The following is a 23,001-nucleotide window of genomic DNA, read 5'->3' on the forward strand; positions in this document are numbered from 1 at the left end:
CGGATGCTGTCCTCGGGCCAGCTGCTGGCCGAGAGGTACAAGCTGACGAGCCGGATCGCCGTCGGCGGGATGGGCGAGGTCTGGCAGGCCAGCGACACCCGCCTGGACCGGACCGTGGCTGTCAAGATCCTCAAGGCCGAACTCTCCGGTGACGCCGAGTTCCTCCACCGCTTCCGGACCGAAGCGCGGATGACGGCGTCGCTCAACCACCCCGGCATCGCCGCGGTGCACGACTACGGCGAGACCCTGTTCGACGGCGACCTGTCGATCGCGTACCTGGTGATGGAGCTCGTCGACGGCGACCCGCTGGCCGGCCTGCTGGCCAAGCACGGGCGGCTGTCGGCGGAGTTCACGCTCGACATGCTCGAGCAGGCGGGCAACGCGCTGCAGGCCGCGCACGAACAGGGCCTGGTCCACCGCGACGTCAAGCCGGGCAACATCCTGGTGACGTCGGCGGGCCAGGTGAAGATCACCGACTTCGGGGTGGCGAAGGCCGCGGACGCGGCTCCGGTCACCCGGTCCGGCATGGTCATGGGCACCGCGCACTACATCGCGCCGGAGCAGGCGCTCGGATCCCCGGCCGAGCCGGCGTCCGACGTCTACTCGCTCGCGGTGTGCGGGTACGAATGCCTCGCCGGGCACCGGCCGTTCCTTTCCGAGAACGCCGTCACGGTCGCGATGATGCACATCCGCGACATCGCGCCGCCACTGCCACCCGACGTGCCGCCCGCGGCGCGCGCGGTGATCGAGGCGACGCTGGTCAAGGACCCGCGGCAGCGCTACAACAACGGCGGCGAGTTCGCGGCCGCCGTCGCCGCGGTCCGCGCGGGGCTGCCGCTGCCGGCCCCGTCCGGTCTGGTCAACGCCGCCTACGCGACCGGGCAGCAGCCGCAGCAGCAACCGCCGCCGCCGCAGCAGGTTCCGCAGCAGCCGGTCCCGCCGCAGCAGCAGCACATGCCGGTCGGTCCGCCGTCGCCCGCGGTGAACCCGATGGTCGTCATCGGCCCGCCGTCCCGCCCCGCGGTGCGGCCGGTCATGATGCCGGTCCCGAAGAAGAAGTCCCAATGGGGCTGGTGGGCGCTCCTCGCGGCGATCCTGCTCGTTGTCCTGGTGGCGGGGATCGTGCTGATCGCGAAGATGATCGGCAGCTCCGGCTCGCCGCCGCACACCGGCCAGACGACGAGCCAGGTGGTCCCGGGCAGACAGCCGCCCACGGAAGAGCCGCCCGCTACGAGTGTCCTACCGGCGGAGTCTCCCGGCACGACCGACGATGGCCAGCAAGGCATCATGACCACACCTTGGACGGAATGGAACGGCACCCAGAGATGAGCACACCCAGACTGCTCTCCAACCGGTACGAGCTGGGCGAAACGCTCGGCTACGGAGGCATGTCCGAGGTCCATCACGGCCACGACGTGCGCCTGGGCCGGGAAGTCGCGATCAAGATCCTCCGTGCCGATCTCGCCAGGGACCCGCAGTTCCTGGAGCGCTTCCGCCGTGAAGCGCAGAACGCCGCCGCGCTGAACCACCCGGCGATCGTCGCGGTCTACGACACGGGTGAGGCCAACGCCGAGTTCGGGCCGCTGCCGTACATCGTCATGGAGTACGTCGAAGGCCGGACGCTGCGCGACATCGTCAAGACCGAAGGCCCGATGTCGCAGAAGCGGGCCATGGAGGTCATGGCCGACGTCTGCGCGGCGCTGGACTTCTCCCACCGGCACGGCATCGTGCACCGCGACGTCAAGCCGGCCAACGTGATGATCACGAAGAACGGCGCGGTCAAGGTGATGGACTTCGGCATCGCGCGCGCGATGCACGACGGCCAGTCCGCCATGACCCAGACCGCCGCGGTGATCGGCACGGCGCAGTACCTGTCACCGGAGCAGGCGCGCGGCGAGTCCGTCGACGCCCGGTCCGACGTCTACGCCGCCGGTTGCGTGCTCTACGAACTCATCACCGGCGAGCCGCCGTTCACCGGTGATTCCCCGGTCGCGGTCGCCTACCAGCACGTCCGTGAAGACCCGAGCCCGCCGTCGTCGGTGAACCCGGCGGTGGCGCCCGAGCTCGACGCCGTCGTGCTTAAGGCACTGGCCAAGGGCCCGGCGAACCGCTACCAGTCGGCGGCGGAGATGCGCTCGGACCTGGTGCGCACGCTCTCGGGCCAGCGCCCGGCGGCGCCGATGGTGATGTCCGAGGACGAGCGCACCCAGGTGATGAACTCCGACCGGCGCCAGCCGCAGCGCTACGAGGAGTACAGCGAACCGGACGACGAGGACCCGAAGGCCAAGCGCCGCCGCCGGACGATCCTGGCCGCGCTCGCCGCGGTGTTCGTGCTCGGCGCGGTGCTGCTGATCATGTGGCTGTCGGGTTCGTTCAAGAGCAACGAATCCACGACGGTGGCGATCCCGGACGTGCTGCACCAGCGGGTGCCGCAGGCCAAGGAAACGTTGATCGGCAAGGGCTTCAAGACGTTCGACACGAAGAACGTCACCTGCGGCGTGCAGCCGACCGACGGCAGCCCGACGTGCACGCAGGACGACATCAACAACGTCGTCAAGATCGACCCGAACGTCGGGACCCCGGTCAGCACGGACGCGAAGATCACCCTCTACGTCGGGGTCGCCCCGGGCAAGGCCAGCGTGCCGGACCTCAAGGGCAAGACGCGCGACCAGGCCGAAAAGGCGCTGACGGACGCGAAGCTGACGCTGAACCCGGACGTCCAGGAAGTCGAGGTCGACGACCCGAACCAGGCCGGCCTGGTGCAGAACCAGACACCGACGGCGTCGTCTGAGGTCGACGAGGGCACCAGCGTGCAGATCACGGTCGCGAAGTCCAAGGAACTCAAGTCGGTCCAGGACTTCACCGGCAAGCCGTACTCGCAGGCCGACTCGGCGCTGCGCGCGCTCGGCTTCAAGACCAAGAAGCTCGAGCAGGCTTCGGACACGGTCCCGAAGGACAGCGTCATCACGCAGAACCCGAACGGCGGTTCGCTGGCCGTGGGGGCGACGATCACGCTGACTGTGTCGACCGGCCCGGAGAACACCGACCAGATCCAGATGCCGACGCTGGTCGGGATGACCACCGACCAGGCGGAGGAAAAGCTGCGGAGCATGGGCTGGACCGGGAAGCTGAACGAGAAGGCCGACCGGAACAGCAACGCGCCGGAAGGCACGATCACCGGCCAGAGCCAGCAGCCGGGCACGCAGATCAGCAAGGACGCGAACATCACGGTGAACGTGTCGGAAGGCAGCGGGATCCCGAGCTTCACGTTCACCCCGCCGACCAGCTCGCGTTAGCGGAGGACAGCGAAAAGGCCCGCACGGTTCGCCGTGCGGGCCTTTTCGTTCGTCAGGCTTTGTCGAGGAATCCCCGGACGGCGCCGAGCACCTGTTCGGCGTCGCTCGAAGGGCCGCAGTCGAGTTCGAGTTCCTCGGCCGCGCCGGAGCGCTTCACCTTCAGGGAGACGCGGGATTCGCGGCAGCGGTGCAGCCACGCGAAGAGCGAGCTGCAGAAGACGCCGGCGGAGTTGCTCGTCACGCCGACCACGACGGCGTCGAAGAGCTGGACGCGGCCCCGGAGTTCGTCTTCCCCGCGCAGCCAGGCGGCGAGCTCCGGGAGCTCGCCGCCGGAATCCGGCACGGTGATCGCGACGATCCCAGCCGTCACCCGTGCTCCCTTCACCCAGAACCGGAGAGGCCCCGAACCTTAGTCGGCCGCGGGCTCCCACAGGAAGCCCGGTGCGGAAATTGAATTCTGCAAGTTGCCATCACGAGCGGCGGCGAACGAGAGCCGAGACGCCGGAGAAGCTGGCGGCCAGCAGGACCACCGACGTCCCGAGCGCGAGCGCCAGCGGGCCGGCCACCGGTTCTTCGTCGGTCAGGGCGTGCAGCAGCGGGTGGACCAGCGGGATCTTCGCCAGCAGCACGACGACCAGCGTGATGACGGCGGCGAGCACCGTCCAGCCGATCCGGTCCACGAGCAACCGCGAGCACGGGAGGGCGATCGCGATGCCCAGCAGCGCGCACGCGAGGTGGGCGAGCAGCCCGATGCCCAGCGCGGACGGCTGGACCTTGAACGACTTGAGCGCCGACCACACCTCGGTGATCACCGTGAGGACGAGCGAACACGCCAGCACCGCGAGCACCGCGCCGGTGATCATCCGCCGCCACTGGCGGGCGTGGCTGAGGGTCACCAGGCGCTGGACCGGGTCTTCGATGTCGAGCAGGGCGATCGTCAGCCAGCACGAGACGACCAGCAAGCCGCCGGCGCTCACGCCGAACAGCGGCAGCGGCGGCGAATTCGGGTCGGCGTAGAGGATCACGCAGAGCGCGAGGTAGGCCAGGAGCGCGGGCAGGTACCGCTGAGAATGGCCGAGCAGCACGAAGTAGTAGCGGGTCATGGCGAGCACGGCGCCACCTCCCGCACCGACCAGCCGTCCTTCAACGCCCGCAGCAGCACCGCGTCCACCGCGGCGACCTCGACGGTGAGCACCACCTGCGCGCCTTCGACGACGGCGTGCCGGACGCCGGGCTCGCCAGCCCAGCCGGTACCGCCGCCGCGCAGGACGATCCGGGTGGTCGGCTCGGTGCTTTCCGCCGTGAGCCTGCCTTCGTCGATGAGGTGGACGACGTCGGCGTGGTCGTGCACGACCTGCGGGCGGTGGTCGGTGAACACGACGCTCGCCCCGCGCGCCCGCGTCTCGGCGACGAGCTCGCCGAGGATCGCGTGCGTGCCGACGTCGAGCCCGGACCACGGCTCGTCGAGGACCAGCAGGTCGGGGCGCACCATGACGGCCTGGGCGAGCCCGACCTTCTGCGCGTTGCCCTTGGACAGCGTGCGCAGCGGCGCGGCCGGGCCGCCGACCAGCGCGAGCCGCTCGAGCAGCGGGTCGATCATCGAGAGGTCGGTGAGCCCGTGGATGCGGGCCATATGCCGCAGGTACGCCCGCGCGCCCATCCGCTGACCGGCCGGGAAGCGGTCCGGCAGGTAGCCGATCCGCGGGGTGCCGGTGAGGGAGCCGGTGGTCGGGTGCGAGACACCGGCCATGATCCGCAGCAGCGTCGACTTCCCGGAGCCGTTGCTGCCGAGGACGCCGACGACGTGCCCGGGCTCGACGCTCAGGTCGACGTCGCGGAGAACGAAGTCACCTCGCCCGTACCGCTTGCCGACCCCCTCGAGCCGGATCACGCAACAGCGGCCTTCTGGAGCGCCTGGGTCGCGCGCTCGAGTTCGTCCACCCGGACCGGGTCGACGGGGTGCCCGGCCGTGGCCAGCCAGTTCGCCAGCATCCGGTGGCCGCCCTCGGTGAGCACGGACTCCGGGTGGAACTGCACGCCTTCCAGCGGCAGCTCGCGGTGGCGCATGCCCATCACGATGCCGGACTCGGTGCGCCCGGTGACCTCGAAGACGTCTTCCGCGATCGTCTCGGGCAGCACGGTCAGCGAGTGGTACCGGGTGGCCGTGAACTCCGCCGGCAGGTCCTTGAGGATGCCGGCGCCGGTGTGGCGCACCTGGCTCGTCTTGCCGTGGAGCAGCTCGGGCGCGCGGTCGACGGTGGCGCCGTAGACGACGCCGAGCGCCTGGTGCCCGAGGCAGACACCGAGCATCGGCGTGCGCGTCTCGGCGCACTTGCGGACGACGTCCATGCTCTGACCAGCGCGTTCGGGCGTCCCGGGGCCGGGCGAGACCAGCACGGCGTCGAACTCGGGCACGCGGTCGAGGTCCACGACGTCGTTGCGCCAGACCGTGCAGTCGGCGCCGAGCTGGGCCAGGTACTGGACCAGGTTGTAGACGAAGCTGTCGTAGTTGTCGACGACGAGGACGCGCATGGCGCCGAGCTTACCGGCTCCCCACGGCCGGTGATCCCGGTGCAATTTCCGTTCGACCAAAAGCGGGCCGGGTCGTCGCTGCCGTTCCCGGCGGACTCGCCGACGCCCGCACCCTTTTCCGCGAAGGACAGGCAGTCGCCGGAGGCGATCGGCGTCCAGGCGTCGGCCCCGCGGGTGAGGGTGATGCCGTGGTACCAGCGAACGATGTTCGAACCGCGCCGGGTCGTGGGTCGGCGCCCGGAATCATCACTGCGACGCCACGAACAACCCACGCCGGAAACGTCGGACAACAGCATGCCAAGCCATTTCGACCCGGTGAGGCATGACTTGCCCACGACACTGCGCAACCCGGCCCCTCCCACCAGGTGGACCGTACGCGAGATCACATTCCAAGTTAGGTGACCCTAACTTACGGTGGAACGTGTGAGCCGAACTCTTCGCGTAGCCGTGGTGGGCGCCGGTCCCGCCGGGATCTACGCCGCCGACATCCTCGACAAGTCCGACGCCGATGTGCAGATCGACCTGTTCGAGCGCATGCCGGCGCCGTTCGGGCTGATCCGCTACGGCGTCGCCCCCGACCACCCGCGCATCAAGGGCATCGTGACCGCGCTGGAGAAGGTGCTGTCGAAGCCGAACGTCCGGCTGCTGGGCAACATCGACTACGGCACCGACATCAAGCTCGACGAGCTGCGCGAGTTCTACGACGCGGTGATCTTCTCGACCGGTGCGTCGGCCGACCGCGCGCTCGACATCCCGGGCGCCGACCTCGACGGCAGCTACGGCGCCGCCGACTTCGTGTCCTGGTACGACGGGCACCCGGACGTGCCGCGGACCTGGCCGCTGACGGCGTCTTCGGTCGCGGTCCTCGGCGTCGGCAACGTCGCTCTCGACGTCGCGCGCGTCCTGGCGAAGACGGCGGACGAGCTGCTGACCACGGACATCCCGGAGAACGTCTACCAGGGCCTCAAGGCCAGCCCGGTGACCGACGTGCACGTGTTCGGCCGCCGCGGGCCGGCGCAGGCGAAGTTCACGCCGCTGGAGCTGCGCGAGCTCGACCACTCGCCGAACGTCGAGGTCATCGTGTACCCCGAGGACATCGAGTTCGACGAGGGCAGCATCGCGGCGCTGCGGGCGTCGAAGCAGATCGACATGGTCGTGAAGACGTTGCAGGAGTGGGCGATCCGCGAGCCCGGTACCCGGCCGCGGCGGCTGCACCTGCACTTCTTCCACTCCCCCGCGGAGATCGTCGGCACCGCCGGCCGCGTCACCGGGCTGCGCACCGAACGCACCGAGCTCACCGGCGACGGGAACGTCCGCGGCACCGGCGAATTCCACGACTGGGACGTCCAGGCGGTCTACCGCGCGGTCGGCTACCTGTCCTCGCACCTGCCGGAGATCCCGTTCGACCACTCGGCGGGTGTCGTCCCGAACCAGGCCGGCCGTGTGCTGGACCTGGACGAAAACCAGCTCCCCGGCGTGTACGTGACGGGCTGGATCAAGCGCGGCCCGGTCGGCCTGATCGGCCACACGAAGGGCGACGCGGCGGAGACCGTCGCGAGCCTGCTGGCGGACGCGGACACGTTGACGGCGCCGAAGTTCTCCTCGCCCGACGCGATCCTGGACTTCCTGGCCGCGCGCGGGATCCCGTTCACGACGTGGGACGGCTGGGGCCGCTTGGACGCGCACGAGAAGTCGCTCGGTTCGGCGGCGGGCCGGGAGCGGATCAAGGTCGTCGAGCGCGAGGAGATGACGCGGGTTTCGCGCGGCTAGGCGTCCGCGCCGAGGTAGGCGAGAACGGCCAGCACGCGGCGGTTCGTGTCGTCCGAAGCCGTGATCTCGAGCTTCGCGAAGATGTTCGCCGTGTGCTTGCCGACCGCCCCTTCGCTGAAGTGCAGCTTCGCCGCGATCGCCGCGTTCGAGCAGCCTTCGGCCATCAGGCCGAGCACCTCGCGTTCGCGGGCCGTCAACGCGGCCAGCGGGTCGGTGGCGTTGCCCGCCACCAGTTTCGCGATCACCTCGGGATCCATCACCGTGCCGCCGGCGGCGACCCGGCGGACCGCGTCGATGAACTGGTCAGCGTTGAACACTCGGTCCTTCAACAGGTAGCCGATCGCGCCCGTGCCGTCGGCCAGCAGTTCGCGTGCGTACAGCTGCTCGACGTGCTGGGACAGCACGAGGATCGGCAGTCCCGGGACCTCGCGGCGGGCGGCCAGCGCGACCTGGAGGCCTTCGTCGGTGTTCGTCGGCGGCATCCGGACGTCCACAATGGACACCTCGGGCCGGTGTTCCCGCAGCGCGTCCGCCAGTTCGGGACCGCTGCCGACCGCCGCGACGACGTCGAAGCCGTGCGCCGCCAGGAGGTGCGTCAGACCGTCTCGGAGGAGGTACTGGTCCTCGGCGACGACGGTTCTGGGTAGATCTGACACGGGAGCTCCACGGTCGCCCTGGTCGGCCCGCCGATCGGGCTGGTCAGCGTCAACCTACCGTCGAAGGCGCCCAGCCTGCGTTCGATTCCGCGGAGTCCCGACCCGCGGGCCGGGTTCGCGCCGCCCGGGCCTTCGTCGGTCACCACCAGCGTCAGCAGGTCCTCGTCGAAGGAAACCTCGATCGACGCCCGTTTCGCGCCGTGCTTCGCCGCGTTGCCGAGCAGCTCCGACACGGTGAAGTACGCGCACGCCTCCGCCGGCTCCTCGAGCCGGTCCGGCAGCGAGCCGGTGACCGGCACCTTCAGCGGGCTGTCCAGTGCCAGCGCGCGGATGGCGTCCAGCAGCCCGCGTTCGGAGAGCACCGGCGGGTGGATGCCGCGGATCAGCACCCGCAGCTCGGTGAGCGCCTCCGACGACGACGCGCGCAGCTCGGCCGCGAGCCGTTTCGCCGCGGCCGGGTCGGCGTCCACCAGCGCCTCGACCGCGCCGAGCTTCATGCCCATCGCGACCAGCCGGGACTGGATGCCGTCGTGCAGGTCGCGCTCGATCCGGCGCAGCTCCGCCGCCTGCGCGACCGTGACGTCGGTGCGCGTCTGCTTGAGCCGTTCGACGCGCCGGGCGAGCCGGGACGACTCGGTCGGCCCGAGCCACACCTTGACGAAGCGGGCCTGCTGGCGGGCGAGCCAGGTGGTCGGGACCAGGCCGGCGACGATCATCGCCAGCGCCAGCGGGGTCTGCGCGAGCGCACCCAGGTGCGTCGACACCTCGGGCAGGACCAGCCAGCGGACCGGGGAGCTCACGAACGGCCGCCACCCCCACAGCGTCACCAGGCCGACGAGCCCCCAGCCGAGCAACGCGACCGTCGGCAGGGTCAGCGCCAGCGAGACGAGCGGGATCAGGCCGCCGCCGGCGAGGTCGCGCCAGGTGGCCCGGTCGCGCAGGATCCACCGCCTGCGGGCGTGCTGCACCGGCCAGAACGGCTCGTCGTAGAGCTGCTTGCCGACCTGGTAGAGCCCGTCCGGTCGCGGCACCGGCAGGCCGGGCGGCGGCAGGTACGGGCGGGCGATCCGCACCCCGGTCCAGTTCCCGGTTTCGCGGCGCAGCGTGTCGGTGATGGTCCGGCTCCACAGCACGACGGGGGCCGCCACCGGCGTGGCAACGGCGATGACGACCAGCTGCCACGCCGAAAAGACGAACTGCACCAGGGAAAGCACGAGGATGCCGATCTGGTGCCCCAGCGATTCCAGGTGCCGCTGCAGCCGGTTCCCGCGGCGTTCGACCACCGGCCGCGGGCCGAGCCACCAGCGCGTCCACCGGCCGTAGCCGCGCAGCACCGACGGCCCGCCGACCAGCACGGCGACCGGGAGGAACAGCGTGACCAGCGGGTTCACCAGCTGCCACGCGAACTCGCGCTCGGCCGCCGGGTCCTCCAGCGCCCAGGTGAGCCGGTGCTGCCAGCGGATCCAGAACGCCCGCTTGTAGAGCGTGTTCCCGTCGCGGTACCAGCCGTCGCGCTCGCGCACGGGCTCCGGCGGCTCGGGCTGGTACGGCGCTTCGACCTCGACGCCGCACCAGCGCCCGGCCAGCGCCCGGGCCGTCGTCGAGCGGCCGCGGGCCCATTCGACCGCGGGGCCGAGGAAGAACACCAGCCCGGCGCAGAGCAGCGCGAACGCGATCAGCTCGACCAGCACGTCGAACCAGCTCAGCAGCGAACGCGCGGCCAGCGCCAGCGCCCGGCCGAGGGCACGCGGGTACGTCATCCCGGCACCTCCTTCCCCCGGAATCTTCGCCGGACCGCCATCGCGGCCGCGATCCGCGAAGCCCCACGAACGGGGTGGGCCCAGCCCCACCCCCGCTTCAGCAAAACGCTACCTGAGCTGGGGTTTCAGCGTCATTCCGCGCAGGCAGGCCGATTCGTAGCTTTGTCGGCATGCCCCTCATCGAAGTCACCGAACTCCGCAAGCGCTACGGCACCCGGGTCGCGGTCGACGGCGTTTCGTTCACCGTCGAGCGCGGCGAAATCTTCGGCATCCTCGGCACGAACGGCGCCGGGAAGACCACCACCGTCGAATGCCTCCAGGGCCTGCGTCGGGCCGACGGCGGCACGCTCTCCGTGCTCGGCCTCGACCCGGCGACCGACCGCGCGGCGCTGACCCGCCGCGTCGGCGTCCAGCTGCAGGAAAGCCAGCTGCCCGCGAAGCTGCGGGTGCGCGAGGCGCTGGAGCTGTTCGCCTCCTTCTACCCGGACCCGGCGGACATCGACGTCCTGCTCGACCAGCTCGACCTGCGCGACCACGCCCGCAGCGCGTTCGGAAAGCTCTCCGGCGGCCAGAAGCAGCGCGTGTCGATCGCGCTGGCCCTCGTCGGCCGCCCCGAGCTGGCGATCCTCGACGAGCTCACCACCGGGCTCGACCCGCACGCCCGCCGCGAAACCTGGCAGCTGGTCGAGGGCGTGCGCGACACCGGCGTCACGGTCCTGCTCGTCACCCACTTCATGGACGAAGCCGAGCGCCTCTGCGACCGCGTCGCGATCTTCGACGCCGGGCGCGTGGTCGCCACGGGCACCCCGGCCGAGCTCCGCCAATCCGTCAACGCGTCCACTTTGGACGACGCTTTCGTCTCGCTGACCAGGAGTGCGCTGTGAACACCTTCGCCAAGATCACCACCACCGAAACGAAGCTCTTCCTCCGCTCGCCGTTCATGGCGGTCGCGGGCGTCCTGCTGCCGTCGATCCTGCTGCTCGCGATCGGCGCCATCCCCGGCATGACCGAACCCAGCGAAAAGACCGGCGGGTTCCGGTTCATCGACGCGTGGGTGCCGTCACTGATCGTCGTGAGCCTCGCGATGCTCGCGCTGCAGTCGATCCCCGCCGCGGTCACCGCCTACCGCGAGCAAGGGGTGCTGCGCCGGCTGGCCACGACGCCGGTGCACCCGGCGAACCTGCTGGGCGCGCAGCTGCTCATCCACGTCGTGGTCGCGCTCGCGGGCATCGCGCTGGTGCTGGGGCTGGGCAACGCCGTCTACGACGTCCCGCTGCCGAAGCACCCGCTCTCGTTCGCGCTGACGCTGCTGCTCGGCGTCGTCTCGATGTTCGCGCTGGGCCTGGTCGCGGCCGCGGTCGCCCGCACTTCGAAGGCCGCGAACGGCGTCGCGATGGTCGCGTTCCTGCCGACGATGTTCTTCGGCGGCGTGTACCTGCCGCGGCCGCTGCTGCCGGAGGTCGTCCGCCGGATCGGCGACTACGTGCCGCCGGGTTCGCAGCCGCTGCAGGACGCCTGGGTCGGCACCGGGGTGCAGCCGCTGCAACTGGTCGTGCTCGCCGCCTTCGCGGTGGCCGGGACCGCGCTGGCGGCGAAGCTCTTCCGCTGGGAGTGACCAGGCCTTCCGCCATATTGGTGATGATCATCGTTTTCTCTTGTGGCCAGGCCACCCGGCCGGTAGCCAAGAGGGTGGCCCTGCTCAAACTGGAGGTTCGATGTCCCTGGACGTGTCACCCGCGCTGCTGGAGAAGGCCGAGCGCGGGGAGGTCACCGACGCCGAGTTCGTCACCTGCGTCAAGGAATCCCTGCCGTACGCCTGGGAAGTCATCACCGGCGTCATCGCCGACGCCGAGGGCGCCGCGGACGGCTTCGCCGACAACGAGACTCCCCCGCCGAGCGAGGTCGCCCGCGGGCAGCTGCTGCGGGCGCTGGCCTCGGACGCGATCCGCGGCGGCCTCGAGCGGCACTTCGGCGTCAAGCTCGCGTTCCAGAACTGCCACCGGGTCGCCGTGTTCAAGAAGACCGAAGTGGACGGTGACCGCTACCGCGCGTTCGTCTCGCCGCGCGGCCAGCTGCTCAACCAGAGCCCGGAACTGCGGGACTGCTAGCCCGCAGCGCGGGCAGCACCTCGGTGCCGATCCGCGTGATGTTCGCGTAGGTCCCCTCCGGCGTACCCGACGCTTCCACGAGCATCAGCACGTGGGAGACGCCGGTGCGCCGGAGGCTCGTTCCCAGGGTCCGCACGCAGTGGTCCGCGGTCCCCACGGGGTGGATCGCGCAGAGCCGTTCGGTGTACTCCCGCGGGTCCCGCGACGGCCCCGGCCGCCCGTCGACCGTGACGTGCGCCCCCAAACCGTCCTTCAGCCACGCGGGGAGCGCTTCGCGGACGACGGCTTCGTCGCCGACCTGGCAGAGCACGGTCGAGACGTGGTCCGCCGGCTTCCCGTAGGCCGCGACGGTGGCCGCCTTCTCCTCGTCGTCGGCGTGCAGCCCGAGCAGCAGCGGCAGGTTCCGGTCCGCGGCCTGGCGCACGGCGTCCGACTTCGGCCCGCCGCAGGCCACGACGACGTCCGGCCGCCGCTCCGGCGACGGCACGACGGGCACCTCCCGGAACGCGAAGTGCCGGCCCCCGGCGTGCGCCCGGCCGGTGGTGGCGCGGAGGAAGACGTCGAGGGTCTCCTCGAAGCCGGTCTCGTAGCGGTCCAGCCCGGTGCCGAAGACTTCGAGGTCCTGCCAGGGGCCACCGCGCCCCACGCCGAGCCGCAGCCGGCCGCCGGAGACGGCGTCGAGCAGGGCCCACTGCTCGGCCAGCGCCACCGGGTGCGTCGTCGACAGGACGCTCACCGCGGTCCCGACGCCGATCCGCGACGTCCGCCCGAGCACGTGCGCGGCCAGCGTGATGGCGGACGGGCAGACGCCGTAGGGAACGAAGTGGTGCTCGGCGAACCAGACGTCGTCGAAGCCGGCTTCTTCGGCCAGCTCGGCCGCGCGGACGGACCGGCGCAGGACGTCGGAGTCGCGTTGCCCGGGGAACCGGCCGCTGACCAGGAAGACCCCGAACCTCAAGGGCCGAGCCCGACCAGCAGGCGCGCGGTCGGCCGCCCGCTCTCGAGGTGCTGCACGAACAGCTCGTTGTGCAGCGCCTGCGCGACGACCAGTCCCGACCGGTTGAGCCCGGCGTGGCAGCGCGCGAACGTCGGCCGGCCCGCGCGCACGGCCTCGGCGGCCAGCACCGCGAACCGCTCGGCGCCGGCGATCTGCGCCTCGCTCAACGGCCCGTCCGGCATCTCGGCGAGGTGGTGTTCGACGCCGGGCGGCGGCCCGTGCCCTTCGCGCTGGTACAGGCTCAGCACGAGGTCGTCCCGGTCCTTCCGCCGCGTCTTCAGTTGACCGCGACCTCGTTGAACCACAGCCGCGGCTCCAGCCACGGGAAGATCACGAACATCAGCAGCGCGACCACGCCGAGCACGAGGACCACCGCGATCGTCAGCTTGACCGCGAAGGGGCCGGGGAACTTCCGCCAGAGCCAGGCGTACATCAGGCCTCCCCGATCTTCGAAAGCAGGTCGCCGTAGTCCTTGACCTGGTTCTTCGGCACCTGCTGGGTCAGCACCGACGTGATGATGAGCCGCTCGCGGGCGGAGAACTGCGGGTGGCACGTCGTGAGCGTGAGCAGCGCCGCCTGCTGGGCCTTCGGGAGCGTCTCGGCGTCCTTGTACGGGACCGGGTTCACCGCGGTGCCCTGGCTGGGCAGCACGACCTTGCGGCCGAACGTCTCGCTGTACGCCCCGCCGTCTTCGGCGTTGGGGTCGCGCAGCGTCGAGACGCCCTTGCACTTCGGGTCGGCGCCCTTGGTGCCCGCCCAGTTCTCGATCTCGTCGTCATAGGGCAGGACCTTGTAGATGTAGAAGTCGGTCGAGGTCTCGATCACGATCTGGTCACAAGACGAGAGGTTGTCCAGGTCGTTGAACGGGGCACCTTTGCCGACGCGGTGGCCGGCCACGGCGAAGTTGCCGGGCTCGCCGGGCAGCGACGTGCCCTTGTAGTGGCCCGGGCCGACCTCGAGCGCGGTCTCGTCGGTGCCTTCCTGGATGGTGAAGTTGTAGTCGACGCCGAACGTCGGGATGTGGATCCGGGCGAACGCCTTGCCGTCGATCAGCTCGGGGTGCAGCGTCCGGTCGTGCGCCCACTCGCCGTCGAGCTGGTCGCTCGCCTCGGACTGCTTGCCCGCCGAGAACAGGTCGGTCACGTACAGCTCGTAGACCATGAACAGCAGCACGACCAGGCCCAGCGTGATGAGGACTTCGCCGGCCGTCCGGATCGCGACGCCGCCCTTGCCCAGCGGGGCCGGGGCGGGCTTCTCCTTGGTCGCGGCGCCGCCCTTCCCGACCGGGGCGAAGACGATGGTCTCCTCGTTCGCACCCGCCGGCGGCGGGCTCGCGTACCGGCGGGGCGCCGGGGCGGACGAACGCCGGGGCGGCTGCTGCCCCTGCGGCCCGCGCTGGGGCGGCCGGGGCGGCACCTGGCCGCGAGGGGGCGTGGCCGGACGACGCGGCGGCACCGGCCGCTGTCCTGGGTGTCTGCGCCGGTCGTCATCCGGTCCTTCGCGCATCTCCACGCAAGCTCCTCTCAAGCCGCGCCGAACCCTGGGTGACGCCGTTGTCACGGTGCGGGAAAATCCGACCACTCCGGCCGCTGCTTTCCTGCGGTCGTTTACGTTAACGTGTGCACGTGGCGCTGGTTGCGCACCCTCAGCGGGACATCGCCACCAGACGAGCCCGAAGAGCACCGCGAGGAACACACGATGCCCAAGTCCAAGGTCCGCAAGAAGACCGCTTACACCCCGCCTGCCGACCGGCGCACGCCGGTGAAGGTGCGGGCCGTCGGCCCGACCGGCCTCGCCTGGAAGATCCCCATGTTCGGGCTGATGCTCGTGGGCCTGGTGTGGCTGCTGGTGAACTACATCGCCGGTGACAAGATTTCCTGGATGGCCGATCTGGGCAACTGGAACTTCGCCGGCGGTTTCGCGCTGATGATCGCGGGTCTGCTGATGACCATGCGCTGGCGTTGATTATTACTCCGAACGGCGGCTTGACGCCGAATTACACCGGTGTGACTCATCCCCAGTGTGGATAACCCCTGTGGATAACTACCCCACCTCATGGGCGCCCCGGCAGGCCGTTGTGGTATCGGCTTGGGCGGTCACGGCACTGCTGCTGGCCGGCGTGGTTGTCGACGCGCTGTCGGGCGACCGCGGTGGGCTGGTGCTGTTCGTGCTGGCGGCCGTGGCCGTCGGCGCGTTCGCGACCCACGCCACGCTCGTCCGGCCGCGGCTGGCGGCCGATGCCGAGGGCTTGGTGGCCCGCACGCTGGGTGGCACGCACCGGCTGCCGTGGGCGCAGACCCGCACCCGGCTGCGCACCACGCGCCGGCTGGGCCGTGACGGCGTCACCCTTGAGCTCGAGCACGACGAGCAGCTCTACGTCTTCGGGTGGCTGGACCTCGGCGAGGACCCGCGGGACGTCCTGGACGTCCTCAGCACGCTGCGTGCGCGCGGCTAGGCCGCGCAGACGTAGGTCTGGACGCCGCGGTACGGGAGGAAACCGCAGGTCGCCGTCCCGAACCGGGTGGCTTGGTAGGCCAGCAGGCCGACGATGGCGACCACGATGATCGCGATGCCGATGGCCTGCCAGCGCGCCTGGCCCTCCTGCGGGGCGTAGAGCAGCGCGACGGTGACCACCGCCCCGGTCACCAGGCCGCCGACGTGGGCCCAGATCGAGATGCCCGGGATGCCGAACGTGATGAAGGCGTTCAGGGCGAGGGTGATGATCAGCCCGGTCGGGTTCAGCCGCAGCTTCAGCACGAGCACCGCGTAGGCGCCCATCAGGCCGAACAGCGCGCCGGACGCGCCGACCGTCGGCGGACCGTTCTGGTCGAAGATCAGGACGGCGGCGGACGCGCCGAGCATCGAGGTGAAGTAGAGGGCGAGGTAGCGGCCGCGGCCGCACACCTGCTCCAGGGCCCGGCCCATCATCCACAGCGAGAACGAGTTCACCGCGATGTGGATGAGCCCGTAGTGCAGGAACCCGTTGGTCAGGACCCGCCACCACTCGTCGTTGCCCAGGGTCGCGGCGACGTAGAGGCTGCCGCGCTGGAAGACGGCCGAGGTGTCGTTGTCGTTGAGGCTCTGCGCCTGGAACGCCGTGAAGAGGTAGACCAGGACGTTCACCGCGAGGATGACCTGGGTGACGAGCACGGACTTCGACAGGCGCGCACCGAAGACCGTCCGCTGGCCGAAGCCGGCTTCCTGGTGTTCGCGGTGCTGACGGCGCTGCTGCTGGCCCCCGGCGTGCACGCAGTCGGTGCACTGGAAGCCGACGGGCGCTTCGCGGAGACAATCCGGGCACGCCGGACGCCCGCACCGGGAACAGCTCAATCCGGTCGGGCGGTTCGGGTGCCACCAGCACCCGGGGAGCGCGGCTTGTTCGGCGGCGGGGTTCGGCGGTTGGTTCACGATGTGACCAACCTACCGAAACCTCGCCGAGTCAGCCGTCAGTGCTCGACGGTGACCTTCTCGATCACGACGTCGGTCAGCGGGCGGTCCGCCGGGCCGGTCGCGGTGCGCGCGATCGCGTCGACGACGTTGCGCGACTCCTGGTCGGCCACCTCGCCGAAGATCGTGTGGCGGAAGTTCAGGTGGGCGGTCGGCGCCACGGTGATGAAGAACTGCGAGCCGTTGGTGCCCGGCCCGGCGTTCGCCATGGCCAGCAGGTACGGCTTGCTGAACTGCAGCTCCGGGTGGAACTCGTCGCCGAACTTGTAGCCGGGGCCGCCGCGGCCGGTGCCGGTCGGGTCGCCGCCCTGCAGCATGAAGCCGTCGATGACCCGGTGGAAGATCGAACCGTCGTAGAAGGGCCCGGAGTTCGTGCCCGCCGCGTTGGGCTGGGTGTACTCCTTGGTGCCTTCCGCGAGCCCGACGAAGTTCGCGACCGTCTTCGGCGCGTGGTCGGGGAGCAGGTTCAGGTGGATGTCACCCTGGTTGGTGTGCAGCGTAGCTTTCACGAGACTCATCGTGCCATCTGCGGCGGGCGGCGCGGAAAAGGGGCACGATAGGTTACGGGTAACAGAGCAGTGTCAAAACGAATGATGAGGTGAAGCCCATGTCCCGGGCGACAGCCCAGGCCGTCGAGACCGCCGACAAACTCGTCACCGAGGGTGTCAAGCAGGGGCGGCGCGCGCAGAAGAAGCTCGCGAAGAAGACGGAACTGACCCGCAAGGAGCTCAAGAAGAGCTCGAAGGCCGCTCGCCAGGAGGCGCTCGCGCGCCTGTCCGAGCTGCGCAAGCCGGGTCGCAAGGCGAAGAAGGCCGCCATCAAGGCCGCGAAAGCGGCCGGCGACTCGAAGCGCCGCGGCAAGAAGGACTTCAAGGCGGCGAAGAAGGACTTCTACGCTGCCGTGACCGAGGCCAAGTCGGCCGCGAAGGGCACCCGCAGCCGTCGCAAGTGGCCGTGGCTGCTCGGCCTGGTCGTGGTCGGCGCCGGCGCCGCCTACGCCCTCCGTTCGAAGCAGGAGCCGCCGGTCGCGCCCGCGCCGCCGAAGGCCACCCCGCCCGCGCCGAAGCCCGCCGAAGCGGCGAAGCCGACCCCGCAGGCGAACGGCAAGGCGCCCTCCGCGGCGCCCGCCGAAAAGAAGAACTGATAGCGACGCGAAGAGGCCCCCGGGGGTGCACCGGGGGCCTCTTCAGTCGTGCTCCGAGCTAGCTCACGCGTTGGCGGCGTGCTTGTCGACCAGCGCGCCGAGCCGCGGCAGCGCCTCCTCGACGTTCTTCTTGCCGTTCGGGCGCAGCTTGCCGTAGACCTTCTTGATGCTGTCACGGCTGCTGCGCTCCGCGCGCGAGTCGGTGACGCTCAGCAGCGCGTCGGAAGCCTCGTCCGAGCGGCTGGTCAGGTAGGCGCCGAAGTCGTTGCCACCCTTGGCGCGGTAGTCGCCGTAGAACGGCTCGAGCGCGACCACGAAGTCGGGGAGCAGGGTGTCGACGGCCGAGGGGATGATGCCCGGCTTGATCTTCTTGACGGCCGCGAAGCCGGTCTTCACAACGGCACCCGAAACGCCGCCCTTGTCCGAGACCTCGGCGTCGACGAGGGTCTCGAAGTCGGTCACGACCGCCGGGCGACGGCTGGAGTCGAGCAGGATTTCCTTGAGGGTGTCAGCCACGAATCTTGTCCTTTGTCGTTGCAGAGTTGGTGCCCCGCCCCGGGGTGGGGATGCCCCGGTGGCTGCGGTGCGCGAGTCCACGAAGCCTGCGCGTGACGCACAGGGTAATACAAGATCAACATCACTCACCCGTGTGGAGCCCGCTACCTAGAGCTTCAGGGCAGCGATAGCCTTCTTGACCACTGTGCGTGCCTTCACGCTTTGCTTCTGGTTCGTGGTCGCGATGACCGCCGCGGAGCCCTTGGCGACAGCGTAGACAGCGCCGTCGTCGGTGGACAAATAGCCGCCCTTCCAGCCGGAAGGGTCGCTCGCCGGGTTCGACGAGTCCACCGGCGCCGCTTGGTTGACCAGCGCCGTCGCCGTTTTCGCGTCCCCGACGTACACCCGGACGGTGAGCTGGACCTTCCCGTCCGGGCGATAGAAGAAGCACGCCGGGTGGGGCTGGTCGGCGGACACGCGCACCTTCGACACGTGCTGGCCGTTCGAGTCGGCCACGAATTCGCTGCCGAGGTACGGGCAGTCCTCGGTCGCACCGGGTTGCGGCTCCGGCGGCAGCCCGGCGGCCGCGGCGGAGGAGGCGGACGGCGAACTGGGCGTCGCGGTGCCGGACACGATGGCGGGGCCGCAGCCGGCCAGGAGGACCGCGGCGGGCGCGAGAAGTACGAGTCGTCGCATAGCGCGCACAGTCAACCATGCGGCGTGTGTGAAAACCGCTGGCTGAAGACGCCGGGACGCCGAGGCGTGCGACGATGGCGGCGAGTGGTCCGGTTCACGACCCGAGGAGGTCCGGCGTGCTCACCCCCGAGCAGTACCTCGGCGCGGTGGCCGAGCGCATCCAGCGCTCGGGCGGCCGGCTGAACTCCGTGCAGATCGGGCCCGCGACGGCCGTCGTCGGCCTGTTCACCGAGTCGGTGATGCTCTCGACGATGAACTACTGCGTCATCGCCGCGGCCGTGCCCGAGGTCAGCGCCGCGGCGCTGTACGACTTCACCGGCCGCGCCACGCAGCACGCTCGCGCGAACCTCATCGGCACCATGGGCTGGACCGCGGCGTCGGTGGTCATCGCCGGGCTGGTCGGCCAGCGCGTGTACCCGGACGCCGCTCAGGCCGCGTCCGCGAAGTCGGGCAACCAGTTCGGCGGCGAGACGCGGATGGTCGCGGTGGACCTCTCGGCCGGGCAGATGTTCGCGTTCGTCGGCGGGAAGTTCTGGGGCGCCGCGGTGCAGGGTTCGGTCAACGCCAAGCTGACGTACTGCTTCCCGCAGCCCGCCGAGGTCTACCAGCAGGTGCAGTGGCAGCAGGCCCAGCACCAGCAGCAGCAACCACCGGTCCAGCAGCAACCGCCCGCGCAGCAGCCGCCGCCGGGCTGGCAGCAGCAGGCGCCGATGCCGCAGGTGCCGCCCCCGCCGGCCGTCGGCCCGGGCGGTCCCCAGCCGCCCGTCTACCCGCCGCCGGGGCACCAGCCGTACGGTCGTTGACATGGTGCAGCTGCGCGGGTGGCCGTCGTTCCCCGAAGAACTCCCTGTGTTCACGCCGGAAACGGCGCCGCCGGACCCGCGGGCGCTGTTCCTGGACTGGCTGACCGAAGCCGGCGAGCACGTGCTCGCGCCGCACGCCGTCACACTGTCCACAGTGGACGCCGATGGTGCGCCCGACGCCCGCGTCGTGATCCTCAAGGACGTCGGCCCGGCCGGCTGGGCGGTCGCGACCAGCTCCGAAAGCCCGAAGGGCCTGCAGCTGAGCAAGGACCCGCGGGCCGCGCTGACGTTCTTCTGGCCCGGCCGCGGCCGCCAGGTCCGGCTGCGCGGGCCGGTTTCCCCGGCCGCGCCCGAAGTTTCGGCGGAGGACTTCCTCGCCCGGCCGCCGGCGTCCCGCGTCGAGGCGTTCATCGGGCGCCAGTCCCAGGTGCTGGCCGACCCGGCGGACCTCGTCGCCGCGGCCGCGGAAGCGGAGCGCTGGGTCGAGGAAAACCCCGGCACCGCCCCGGAAACGTGGACGCGGTACTTCGTGGACCCGGACGTCGTCGAGTTCTGGCAGGCGAGCCACGACCGCCGGCACGTCCGGTTGCGGTACCGCAAGACCGGCGGCGGCTGGGTCCGCGAACGCCTCTGGCCCTGAGAAGCCCTGATCGGGGGTAGCCGCGGCCCGGGCGGCTGTGCGCATGATGCACCCATGCGTTCGAAGCTCCTGACCGCCGGGCTCGTCCTGGCGCTGACCGCCGCACTCGGGGGTGTGGCCTCGGCCGACGCGCGTCCTGGGGGACGACCGAAGCTGACGGATCCGCACCCGTGCCCGGGCCAACCGGGTTTCACCTGCTCGACGTTGACCGTGCCGCTCGACCACACCGGCCGCGTGCCGGGCACGCTCGACCTCGCCGTGGCGACCGCCGACAACGCCGACGCGCCCAAGGGCGTCCTGCTGTTCCTGACCGGCGGCCCCGGCCAGGGTGGCGTCGGCACCATCACGCGGATCGCGAAGCAGCGGCTGCCGGAAGTCGCGAAGGACTACCGGTTCGTCATGCTCGACCAGCGCGGCACCGGCCCGTCCGGCGCGCTGAAGTGCCCCGGGCTGCAGGCGCAGATGGGCAGCTCGGACATCGCGACGCCTTCCCGCGACGCGGTGCTCGAATGCGCACACATCCTCGGCGACACGGCACCGCTGTACTCGACCGACCAGACGGTCGCGGACTTCGACCAGCTCCGGCGCGCGCTCGACGTGCCGAAGATGGTGGTCGACGGCGTCTCGTACGGCTCCTTCACGGCGGCCCGGTACGCGCTCGCGCACCCGGGCAACGTCAGCAAGGTCGTCCTCGATTCGGTGCTGCCGCACCACGCTTCGGCATCGGCCTCGCTGTACCTGACGGGGCTGACGGCCGAAGCGCGGGTGCTGCGAGCGGCGTGCGCGGTAGCTCCCGCGTGCGGCTACGACCCGGCCGACGACCTGGCGTGGGTGGTCCGCCACCGCAGTCCGGCCGACGGCGTGCGGATCTTCGACCTGGTCGTCACGTACGAGTTCGTCGACCCGACGTACCGCAACGCGGCGGCGGGCGACCTCGTCGGCGCCGTCCACGAGGCCCGCGCGGGCGCCCCGGCTGACCTGGACGGCCTGCTGGAGGCGTACAAGTCCGGCGGCGACGACCCGGCATCGTTCAGCGCCGGCCTCCACGCGGCGACGCTGTGCGCGGACCAGCGCTTCCCGTGGGGCTCCGCGGCGACGCCGGTGTCACTGCGCCAACCACTGCTATCGCTGGCCGCCCGCACGCTGCCGGCTCGCGCGACCTGGCCGTACACGACGGAAGTGGCTACGCAGCAGGGCTTCATCCAGAGCTGCCTCCCGTGGCCGGCCGAGCGCCCCGCTTCGAACCCGGCCGGCCGGCTGCCGAACGTCCCGGTGCTGCTGGTGAACGGCGACCGCGACCTGTCGACGCCACTGGAGTGGGCTCGGGAGGAAGCGGCGCAGGCTCCGCGTGGTCAGCTGGTGATCGTCCCGGGCGAGTCCCACTCGATCCAGAACCGCGAGCGCGGCCACGCGGGCCGGGACGCGGTGATCAGCTTCCTGCGGTAGCCGTCCAGGTGACCGGCAGCTCGTGGACGCCGTAGATGTTCATGTCCGTCCTCAGCTTCACCTCCCCCGCGGGCACCGCGAGCGCCAGCGTCGGGAAGCGCCGCAGCAGGGCCTCGAAGCCGGCGCGCATCTCGATGCGGGCCAGCTGCTGGCCGAGGCACTGGTGGACGCCGTGGCCGAAGGAGAGGAGGCCGCGGGCGTTGCGGTGGACGTCGAGGGTGTCCGGGTTTTCGAAGCGGCGGGGGTCGTGGTTGGCGGCCAGCAGCGAAACCACGACCGTCGACCCCCGCGGGATCGTTTCGCCGCCCAGCTCCAGGTCTTCGGTGGCGTAGCGGAAGAAGATGTCGGCCACCGACAGGTAGCGCAGGAGTTCCTCGACCGCGCCCGGCAGCAGGTCCGGGTTCGCACGAACCTCGGCGGCCTGCTCCGGGTGCTCCAGGAGCGCAAAAGTGCCCAGCGACAGCATGTTCGCGGTCGTCTCGTGGCCGGCGAGCAGCAGCAGGAACGCGGCGCCGGTCAGCTCCTCGACGGTCAGGTCCTCGTGGCGGGCCAGGTCGGACAGGATGTCGTCGCCGGGCTCGGCGCGCTTGCTCGTGACCAGCTCGGTGAGGTACGTGTTCAGCGCGATGTACGCGCCCATCTTCGTCTCGAGCGGCTGGTCGCGGACCATGAACTGCGCCGAGTCGGCCTGGAAGCTTTCGCGGTCCTCGTACGGCACGCCGAGCAGTTCGCAGATCACCAGCGACGGCACCGGGAGCGCGAACTCCTTCACCAGGTCGATCGGCGGCGTCAGCTGTGCGAGGTGGTCCAGCTGCCGCTCGACGATGTCGACGATGTGGTCCTCCAGCGTCTTCATCCGCTTGACGGTGAAGGCGCCGGTGAGCTTGCGCCGCAGCCGGCCGTGGTCCGGCGGGTCCATTGCGATGAACATGCCCGGCAGCTGCGGGGACGGCTCCGTCGCGGCGGGCATGCCCGTCTCGTACGGCACGTGGATGACGTCGAGGTCCAGCCGCGAGCTGAACCGCGTGTCGGCCATCAGCTGCCGGACCTCTTCGTAGCCGGTGACGAGCCAGCCCTCGTGCCCGTCGGGGAACACGAGCGGGCTGACCGGGCGCGCGTCGCGCAGCCGGCTGATCCCGCTCGGCGGGTCGAAGGGGCCCGCGTCGCGCTCCATGGGCAGACCGTGCGGGACGTCGACCTTCTGGCTCATC

At 70.8% G+C, this 23,001-nt stretch carries 27 protein-coding genes; 12 read left to right on the forward strand and 15 right to left on the reverse strand.

The window, feature by feature from the left end; all coding sequences use genetic code 11:
- The first annotated feature begins 3 nt into the window (after positions 1–3).
- On the forward strand, positions 4–1,329 hold the full coding sequence (locus tag AB0B33_RS23550) for a serine/threonine-protein kinase (RefSeq protein ID WP_360775299.1): 1,326 nt from the start codon (positions 4–6) through the stop codon (positions 1,327–1,329).
- Entirely contained in the window at positions 1,326–3,296 is a 1,971-nt protein-coding gene (gene pknB, locus AB0B33_RS23555; protein WP_247016167.1) for a Stk1 family PASTA domain-containing Ser/Thr kinase, read from the forward strand. The genes AB0B33_RS23550 and pknB overlap by 4 nt, the downstream gene beginning before the upstream one ends.
- A 52-nt stretch (positions 3,297–3,348) precedes the next feature.
- Here pknB and AB0B33_RS23560 read toward each other — a convergent pair whose 3' ends face one another.
- From AB0B33_RS23560 to AB0B33_RS23575, 4 genes are all read right to left on the reverse strand, one after another.
- Positions 3,349–3,666: a hypothetical protein gene (locus AB0B33_RS23560; protein ID WP_360775302.1), complete on the reverse strand. Its 318-nt coding sequence runs from the start codon at positions 3,664–3,666 to the stop codon at positions 3,349–3,351.
- 100 nt (positions 3,667–3,766) lie between these two features.
- Entirely contained in the window at positions 3,767–4,408 is a 642-nt protein-coding gene (locus AB0B33_RS23565) for a hypothetical protein (protein ID WP_360775305.1), read from the reverse strand.
- Entirely contained in the window at positions 4,396–5,187 is a 792-nt protein-coding gene (locus AB0B33_RS23570) for an ABC transporter ATP-binding protein (RefSeq protein WP_360775308.1), read from the reverse strand. Before AB0B33_RS23570 ends, AB0B33_RS23565 begins: the two co-directional genes overlap by 13 nt.
- Entirely contained in the window at positions 5,184–5,828 is a 645-nt protein-coding gene (locus AB0B33_RS23575; protein ID WP_360775311.1) for an aminodeoxychorismate/anthranilate synthase component II, read from the reverse strand. Before AB0B33_RS23575 ends, AB0B33_RS23570 begins: the two co-directional genes overlap by 4 nt.
- A 450-nt stretch (positions 5,829–6,278) precedes the next feature.
- Here AB0B33_RS23575 and AB0B33_RS23580 point away from each other — a divergent pair, with 450 nt between their 5' ends.
- Positions 6,279–7,598 carry an FAD-dependent oxidoreductase gene (locus tag AB0B33_RS23580; protein WP_360775478.1) on the forward strand — a complete coding sequence of 440 codons (1,320 nt, stop codon included), beginning with the start codon at positions 6,279–6,281 and terminating at the stop codon, positions 7,596–7,598.
- On the opposite strand, the gene AB0B33_RS23585 is transcribed toward AB0B33_RS23580, so the two are convergent.
- Together AB0B33_RS23585 and AB0B33_RS23590 are read right to left on the reverse strand one after the other, a co-directional pair.
- Positions 7,595–8,254 carry a response regulator transcription factor gene (locus AB0B33_RS23585; protein ID WP_360775314.1) on the reverse strand — a complete coding sequence of 220 codons (660 nt, stop codon included), beginning with the start codon at positions 8,252–8,254 and terminating at the stop codon, positions 7,595–7,597. The genes AB0B33_RS23580 and AB0B33_RS23585 overlap by 4 nt on opposite strands.
- Positions 8,194–10,014 carry a histidine kinase gene (locus AB0B33_RS23590; protein ID WP_360775317.1) on the reverse strand — a complete coding sequence of 607 codons (1,821 nt, stop codon included), beginning with the start codon at positions 10,012–10,014 and terminating at the stop codon, positions 8,194–8,196. The genes AB0B33_RS23585 and AB0B33_RS23590 overlap by 61 nt, the downstream gene beginning before the upstream one ends.
- A 170-nt stretch (positions 10,015–10,184) precedes the next feature.
- On the opposite strand from AB0B33_RS23590, the gene AB0B33_RS23595 reads away from it, so the two are divergent.
- The 3 genes from AB0B33_RS23595 to AB0B33_RS23605 all read left to right on the forward strand — a co-directional run bounded on the left by AB0B33_RS23595 (position 10,185) and on the right by AB0B33_RS23605 (position 12,122).
- Positions 10,185–10,898 (forward strand): ABC transporter ATP-binding protein, encoded by a 714-nt coding sequence (locus AB0B33_RS23595; RefSeq protein ID WP_360775320.1) that lies wholly within the window; start codon positions 10,185–10,187, stop codon positions 10,896–10,898.
- Positions 10,895–11,629, forward strand: coding sequence for an ABC transporter permease (locus AB0B33_RS23600; RefSeq protein WP_247016183.1), 735 nt, complete (start codon positions 10,895–10,897; stop codon positions 11,627–11,629). Before AB0B33_RS23595 ends, AB0B33_RS23600 begins: the two co-directional genes overlap by 4 nt.
- A gap of 100 nt (positions 11,630–11,729) precedes the next feature.
- The gene (locus tag AB0B33_RS23605; protein ID WP_247016185.1) at positions 11,730–12,122 is read left to right on the forward strand and encodes an SCO5389 family protein; all 393 of its coding nucleotides are present in this window, start codon (positions 11,730–11,732) and stop codon (positions 12,120–12,122) included.
- Here the strand turns inward: AB0B33_RS23605 and AB0B33_RS23610 are convergent.
- The 4 genes from AB0B33_RS23610 to AB0B33_RS23625 are packed head-to-tail and all read right to left on the reverse strand — an operon-like array spanning position 12,091 to position 14,625.
- Positions 12,091–13,080 carry an LLM class flavin-dependent oxidoreductase gene (locus AB0B33_RS23610; protein ID WP_247016187.1) on the reverse strand — a complete coding sequence of 330 codons (990 nt, stop codon included), beginning with the start codon at positions 13,078–13,080 and terminating at the stop codon, positions 12,091–12,093. The two genes, AB0B33_RS23605 and AB0B33_RS23610, sit on opposite strands and share 32 nt — an antisense overlap.
- Positions 13,077–13,367 carry a hypothetical protein gene (locus tag AB0B33_RS23615; RefSeq protein ID WP_360775325.1) on the reverse strand — a complete coding sequence of 97 codons (291 nt, stop codon included), beginning with the start codon at positions 13,365–13,367 and terminating at the stop codon, positions 13,077–13,079. The genes AB0B33_RS23610 and AB0B33_RS23615 overlap by 4 nt, the downstream gene beginning before the upstream one ends.
- Positions 13,368–13,396: 29 nt before the next feature.
- Positions 13,397–13,552 (reverse strand): hypothetical protein, encoded by a 156-nt coding sequence (locus AB0B33_RS23620; RefSeq protein WP_125309437.1) that lies wholly within the window; start codon positions 13,550–13,552, stop codon positions 13,397–13,399.
- Complete coding sequence (locus tag AB0B33_RS23625; RefSeq protein ID WP_360775480.1) at positions 13,552–14,625, reverse strand: class E sortase; 1,074 nt, start codon at positions 14,623–14,625, stop codon at positions 13,552–13,554. Before AB0B33_RS23625 ends, AB0B33_RS23620 begins: the two co-directional genes overlap by 1 nt.
- 192 nt (positions 14,626–14,817) lie before the next feature.
- Between AB0B33_RS23625 and crgA the strand changes: the two genes are divergently transcribed.
- Together crgA and AB0B33_RS23635 are read left to right on the forward strand one after the other, a co-directional pair.
- A complete protein-coding gene (gene crgA / locus AB0B33_RS23630) occupies positions 14,818–15,084 on the forward strand; it encodes a cell division protein CrgA (RefSeq protein WP_360775328.1) in 267 nt (88 codons plus the stop codon).
- A 112-nt stretch (positions 15,085–15,196) separates the two neighbouring features.
- On the forward strand, positions 15,197–15,574 hold the full coding sequence (locus AB0B33_RS23635) for a PH domain-containing protein (protein ID WP_360775331.1): 378 nt from the start codon (positions 15,197–15,199) through the stop codon (positions 15,572–15,574).
- Here the strand turns inward: AB0B33_RS23635 and AB0B33_RS23640 are convergent.
- Both AB0B33_RS23640 and AB0B33_RS23645 read right to left on the reverse strand, forming a co-directional pair.
- Positions 15,571–16,368 (reverse strand): rhomboid family intramembrane serine protease, encoded by a 798-nt coding sequence (locus AB0B33_RS23640; RefSeq protein WP_247016193.1) that lies wholly within the window; start codon positions 16,366–16,368, stop codon positions 15,571–15,573. The genes AB0B33_RS23635 and AB0B33_RS23640 overlap by 4 nt on opposite strands.
- A 197-nt stretch (positions 16,369–16,565) precedes the next feature.
- Positions 16,566–17,084 (reverse strand): peptidylprolyl isomerase, encoded by a 519-nt coding sequence (locus AB0B33_RS23645; RefSeq protein WP_247016195.1) that lies wholly within the window; start codon positions 17,082–17,084, stop codon positions 16,566–16,568.
- A gap of 89 nt (positions 17,085–17,173) precedes the next feature.
- On the opposite strand from AB0B33_RS23645, the gene AB0B33_RS23650 reads away from it, so the two are divergent.
- Positions 17,174–17,710, forward strand: coding sequence for a hypothetical protein (locus AB0B33_RS23650; RefSeq protein ID WP_360775336.1), 537 nt, complete (start codon positions 17,174–17,176; stop codon positions 17,708–17,710).
- Between the two features lie 63 nt (positions 17,711–17,773).
- On the opposite strand, the gene AB0B33_RS23655 is transcribed toward AB0B33_RS23650, so the two are convergent.
- Together AB0B33_RS23655 and AB0B33_RS23660 are read right to left on the reverse strand one after the other, a co-directional pair.
- Positions 17,774–18,226 carry a hypothetical protein gene (locus AB0B33_RS23655; protein ID WP_247016199.1) on the reverse strand — a complete coding sequence of 151 codons (453 nt, stop codon included), beginning with the start codon at positions 18,224–18,226 and terminating at the stop codon, positions 17,774–17,776.
- 147 nt (positions 18,227–18,373) lie between these two features.
- Positions 18,374–18,901, reverse strand: a complete 528-nt coding sequence (locus AB0B33_RS23660) for a DUF2020 domain-containing protein (protein ID WP_247016201.1) — start codon at positions 18,899–18,901, stop codon at positions 18,374–18,376.
- 116 nt (positions 18,902–19,017) lie between these two features.
- On the opposite strand from AB0B33_RS23660, the gene AB0B33_RS23665 reads away from it, so the two are divergent.
- Genes AB0B33_RS23665 through AB0B33_RS23675 form a run of 3 tightly spaced genes read left to right on the forward strand, consistent with a single transcriptional unit; the run spans position 19,018 to position 21,790 of the window.
- Positions 19,018–19,704 carry a hypothetical protein gene (locus tag AB0B33_RS23665; RefSeq protein WP_360775340.1) on the forward strand — a complete coding sequence of 229 codons (687 nt, stop codon included), beginning with the start codon at positions 19,018–19,020 and terminating at the stop codon, positions 19,702–19,704.
- A 1-nt stretch (position 19,705) separates the two neighbouring features.
- Positions 19,706–20,344 carry a pyridoxal 5'-phosphate synthase gene (locus AB0B33_RS23670; RefSeq protein ID WP_360775343.1) on the forward strand — a complete coding sequence of 213 codons (639 nt, stop codon included), beginning with the start codon at positions 19,706–19,708 and terminating at the stop codon, positions 20,342–20,344.
- Positions 20,345–20,398: 54 nt separating this feature from the next.
- Positions 20,399–21,790, forward strand: coding sequence for an alpha/beta fold hydrolase (locus tag AB0B33_RS23675; protein WP_360775346.1), 1,392 nt, complete (start codon positions 20,399–20,401; stop codon positions 21,788–21,790).
- Here the strand turns inward: AB0B33_RS23675 and AB0B33_RS23680 are convergent.
- Entirely contained in the window at positions 21,774–23,000 is a 1,227-nt protein-coding gene (locus tag AB0B33_RS23680; protein ID WP_360775349.1) for a cytochrome P450, read from the reverse strand. The genes AB0B33_RS23675 and AB0B33_RS23680 overlap by 17 nt on opposite strands.
- Between the last annotated feature and the right edge of the window lies 1 nt (position 23,001).

This window comes from Amycolatopsis sp. NPDC049159, assembly GCF_040648295.1.
GTDB classification, from domain to species: domain Bacteria; phylum Actinomycetota; class Actinomycetes; order Mycobacteriales; family Pseudonocardiaceae; genus Amycolatopsis; species Amycolatopsis pretoriensis_A.

What these genes read in the sequence shown, in the direction of transcription:
- AB0B33_RS23590 (WP_360775317.1), bottom strand. Translation starts at nt 10,014, where the DNA reads ATGACGTACCCGCGTGCCCTCGGCCGGGCGCTGGCGCTGGCCGCGCGT.
- AB0B33_RS23680 (WP_360775349.1), bottom strand. Translation starts at nt 23,000, where the DNA reads ATGAGCCAGAAGGTCGACGTCCCGCACGGTCTGCCCATGGAGCGCGAC.
- crgA (WP_360775328.1), top strand. Translation starts at nt 14,818, where the DNA reads ATGCCCAAGTCCAAGGTCCGCAAGAAGACCGCTTACACCCCGCCTGCC.
- AB0B33_RS23575 (WP_360775311.1), bottom strand. Translation starts at nt 5,828, where the DNA reads ATGCGCGTCCTCGTCGTCGACAACTACGACAGCTTCGTCTACAACCTG.
- AB0B33_RS23645 (WP_247016195.1), bottom strand. Translation starts at nt 17,084, where the DNA reads ATGAGTCTCGTGAAAGCTACGCTGCACACCAACCAGGGTGACATCCAC.
- AB0B33_RS23670 (WP_360775343.1), top strand. Translation starts at nt 19,706, where the DNA reads ATGGTGCAGCTGCGCGGGTGGCCGTCGTTCCCCGAAGAACTCCCTGTG.
- pknB (WP_247016167.1), top strand. Translation starts at nt 1,326, where the DNA reads ATGAGCACACCCAGACTGCTCTCCAACCGGTACGAGCTGGGCGAAACG.
- AB0B33_RS23605 (WP_247016185.1), top strand. Translation starts at nt 11,730, where the DNA reads ATGTCCCTGGACGTGTCACCCGCGCTGCTGGAGAAGGCCGAGCGCGGG.
- AB0B33_RS23650 (WP_360775336.1), top strand. Translation starts at nt 17,174, where the DNA reads ATGTCCCGGGCGACAGCCCAGGCCGTCGAGACCGCCGACAAACTCGTC.
- AB0B33_RS23550 (WP_360775299.1), top strand. Translation starts at nt 4, where the DNA reads ATGCTGTCCTCGGGCCAGCTGCTGGCCGAGAGGTACAAGCTGACGAGC.
- AB0B33_RS23660 (WP_247016201.1), bottom strand. Translation starts at nt 18,901, where the DNA reads ATGCGACGACTCGTACTTCTCGCGCCCGCCGCGGTCCTCCTGGCCGGC.
- AB0B33_RS23625 (WP_360775480.1), bottom strand. Translation starts at nt 14,625, where the DNA reads ATGCGCGAAGGACCGGATGACGACCGGCGCAGACACCCAGGACAGCGG.
- AB0B33_RS23620 (WP_125309437.1), bottom strand. Translation starts at nt 13,552, where the DNA reads ATGTACGCCTGGCTCTGGCGGAAGTTCCCCGGCCCCTTCGCGGTCAAG.
- AB0B33_RS23595 (WP_360775320.1), top strand. Translation starts at nt 10,185, where the DNA reads ATGCCCCTCATCGAAGTCACCGAACTCCGCAAGCGCTACGGCACCCGG.
- AB0B33_RS23675 (WP_360775346.1), top strand. Translation starts at nt 20,399, where the DNA reads ATGCGTTCGAAGCTCCTGACCGCCGGGCTCGTCCTGGCGCTGACCGCC.